Below are 3,202 nucleotides of genomic sequence, written 5' to 3' on the forward strand. Positions count from 1 at the left end.
GGCTTCGTCGCAGCCGGCGCGACCGTCCATGTACTCGACGCCTTCGAGGCGGCGCCGGCCGTGAAGATCCTTCGGGAACAAAGGATCACGCACTCTTTCGGCTCCGACGAGATGTTCCGCCGCATCCTCGCGCTCACAGATGCGCCACGTCCGTTTCCGCACCTTGAAGTCTGCGGCTTCGCCGCGTTCCAGCCCGGCTGGCGCGAGTTGGCGGCGGAGGCTGAAGCGCGCGGCGTGAAGCTGTTCGGCCTCTACGGTTCGAGCGAGGTGCAGGCGCTGTTCTCGATCGCCCGCCCCGGCGATGCCTTCGCCGATCGCATCGAGGGCGGCGGCTGGCCGATGTCGCCGGACGCGAAAGTGCGCGTGCGTGACACCGAGACCGGCGAGCTGGCGCCCGAAGGCGTCTCCGGCGAGATCGAGATCAGCGCGCCGTCACGCTTCCTCGGCTATTTCAACAATCCGGAGGCGACGCGCGAGGCAATCACCGCCGACAGCTTCTTCCGCACCGGCGACATCGGCCGGCTGCGCGGCGACGGCTCCTTCGTCTACGAGACCCGCGCCGGCGATGCGATGCGGCTCGGCGGCTTCCTGGTCGCGCCGGGCGAAATCGAGGACGAGCTCAAATCCTGCGCCGGCGTCGCCGACGCCCAGGTCGTCGCGGTCGATCTCAAGGGCCAGGCGCGCTGCGTCGCCTTCGTGATCCCGACAGCGGAGCTGCCTATGCAGGAGATGCTGTTCGCACGCCTGCGCGAGCGGCTCGCCGGCTACAAGGTGCCGGCGCGGATCTATCTCGTGGACGCCTTCCCCGTCACCGACAGCGCCAACGGCGTCAAGATCCAGCGCGCCAGGCTCCGTGCCATCGCGATGGAGCGGATCGCGGCCGAATAGGCCGCCTATCTGGCTTGCGCCAGACTCGTTCAGTACGATTTCGCGAGTCCCAGCACCTTCTCCGCGATGAAGCTCAGCGCCAGTTGCGGGCTGACCGGCGCGATGCGCGGGATCAGCACTTCGCGCAAGTAGCGCTCGACGTGGTATTCCTTGGCATAGCCGAAGCCGCCATGGGTCATCACCGCCTGCTCGCAGGCCGAGAAGCCCGCTTCGCCGGCGAGATATTTCGCGGCATTGGCCGCGGCGCCGCACGGCATGCCCTTGTCGTACTGCCAGGCCGCCGACATCACCATCAGCCAGGCGGCCTCGAGCTCCACCCAGTTCACTGCGAGCGGATGCTGGATGCCCTGGTTCTTGCCGATCGGGCGATTGAACACGACGCGGGTCTTGGCGTATTCGGTGGCGCGAGACAGCGCGAGCTTGCCGAGGCCGACCGCTTCCGCGGCAATCAGGATGCGCTCGGGGTTCATGCCTTCGAGGATGTACTCGAAGCCCTTGCCCTCTTCGCCGATCCGATCCTCCATCGGAATTTCAAAGTCCTCGAAGAACAGCTCGTTGGAATCGACGATCTTGCGGCCCATCTTCTCGATCTCGTGGACCTTGATCCTGGTGCGGTCGAAATCGGTGTAGAACAGGCTGAGGCCATGCGTGGGCGAGCGTACCTCTTCCAGCGGCGTGGTACGCGCCAGCAGCAGGATCTTGTGCGCGACCTGCGCGGTCGAGATCCACACCTTCTGGCCGTTGACGATGTAGCGGTCGTTCTTGGCGACCGCGCGGGTCTTGAGCTGCGTGGTGTTGAGGCCGGTGTTCGGCTCGGTCACCGCGAAGCACGCCTTCTCGCGGCCCTCGACCATCGGCGGCAGCATGCGCCTGCGCTGCTCCTCGGTGCCGAACACGACGACGGGATTGAGGCCGAACACGTTGATGTGCACGGCCGAGGCGCCGGACATGCCGGCACCGGATTCGGCGATGGTGCGCATCATGATCGCGGCTTCCGTGATGCCAAGCCCGGAGCCGCCATATTCCTCGGGCACGCAGATGCCGAGCCAACCCGCGTCCGCCATCGCCTTGTGGAAATCGTGCGGGAAGCCGCCGTCGTGGTCCTTCTTCAGCCAGTAAGCGTCGGGAAAGCCCTCGCAGACCTTGGCGATGGCGTCGCGAATGGCTTCCTGCTGCTCGGTGAGCGCGAAATCCATGGTCTTGATCTCCTCCTCGGGAGCTGCGCCCGCGCCATCTCCCTTCGCATTCTCCGCGCAAACCGTTAGCCGCTTGCTGCGCCCGAACGTGCCTCACCCGCGTTCTTAGCTCGAAAAGCAGCGCACAGATACGTGAATTTATCCGCGAACTGTGTCTACCATGCATGGGGTCATGCGGCGCAGGCTGCGAGCGCGCCGTTATTTCGCAAGGAGGAAACCGCGATGGCCGGGCTTTACTTCGAGGAGTTTTCCGTGGGCCAGGAGTTCAGGCATCCGCTGACCCGGACCGTCACGGAGATGGACAACACCATGTTCAGCCTGCTGACGCTCAATCCGCAGCCGCTGCACATCGACGCGCATTTCGCCGAGAAGACCGAGTTCGGCCAGCGCATTTTCAACAGCCTTTACACCCTCGGCATCATGATCGGCATGACGGTCTATGATACGACGCTGGGGACCACAGTCGCCAATCTCGGCATGACGGACGTCACCTTTCCAAAGCCGGTCTTCCACGGCGACACGTTGCGGGCGACGACGAAGGTGCTTTCGGTGCGGGACTCAAAATCGCGGCCCAGGGCCGGCATCGTCGAGTTCGAGCACCACGCACTCAACCAGAAAGACGAGATCGTCGGCACATGCCGCCGCATGGCGATGATGCACAGGAGGCCGGTCTGATGCGTTCGATGCTGTTCGTGCCGGGCGATTCCCCGCGCAAATTCGAGAAAGCCAGCGAAGGCAAGGCCGACGCGCTGATCATCGATCTCGAGGATTCCGTCGTCACCGAGAAGAAGCCGGAGGCCCGCACGCTGACGCTTGCGATGCTGAAGAGCCGCCCCGGCCCGCATCAGCTCTATGTCCGCGTCAACGCGCTCGACACCGGCCTGACGCTGGCCGATCTCGCCGCGGTGATGCCGGGCAGGCCCGACGGCATCGTGCTACCGAAATCGCAAGGCGGCGACGACGTGCGGCAGGTCGCAACCTGGCTCGAAGCTCTCGAAGCGGTGTCCGGCATTGCGATTGGTTCGACCCGCATCGTCTGCGTCGCGACCGAGACCGCCGGCTCGATCTTCGGGCTCGGCAGCTACAAAGGCTGGTCCTCGCGCCTCGCGGGGCTGATG

The 3,202-nt window shown here is 65.2% G+C and carries 4 protein-coding genes; 3 read left to right on the plus strand and 1 reads right to left on the minus strand.

What is annotated here, in order from left to right; genetic code table 11:
* The coding region (locus tag JHD07_RS28950; protein ID WP_291628378.1) for an AMP-binding protein at window positions 1-888 on the plus strand (888 nt) is incomplete at its 5' end.
* 29 nt (window positions 889-917) lie between these two features.
* Here JHD07_RS28950 and JHD07_RS28955 read toward each other — a convergent pair.
* Window positions 918-2,084, minus strand: coding sequence for an acyl-CoA dehydrogenase family protein (locus JHD07_RS28955; RefSeq protein ID WP_291628379.1), 1,167 nt, complete (start codon window positions 2,082-2,084; stop codon window positions 918-920).
* A 132-nt stretch (window positions 2,085-2,216) separates the two neighbouring features.
* Here JHD07_RS28955 and JHD07_RS28960 point away from each other — a divergent pair, with 132 nt between their 5' ends.
* Window positions 2,217-2,759 (plus strand): MaoC family dehydratase, encoded by a 543-nt coding sequence (locus tag JHD07_RS28960; protein WP_366865390.1) that lies wholly within the window; start codon window positions 2,217-2,219, stop codon window positions 2,757-2,759.
* Window positions 2,759-3,202: aldolase/citrate lyase family protein (locus tag JHD07_RS28965; protein WP_291628382.1), on the plus strand; the 444-nt coding region annotated here is incomplete at its 3' end. The genes JHD07_RS28960 and JHD07_RS28965, both read left to right, overlap by 1 nt.

Source organism: Bradyrhizobium sp. (genome assembly GCF_016462955.1).
Taxonomy (GTDB): Bacteria; Pseudomonadota; Alphaproteobacteria; order Rhizobiales; family Xanthobacteraceae; genus Bradyrhizobium.

Bases quoted from the DNA above. Each gene is read 5' to 3' on its own strand.
- JHD07_RS28955 (WP_291628379.1), bottom strand. From the start codon at position 2,084: ATGGATTTCGCGCTCACCGAGCAGCAGGAAGCCATTCGCGACGCCATC.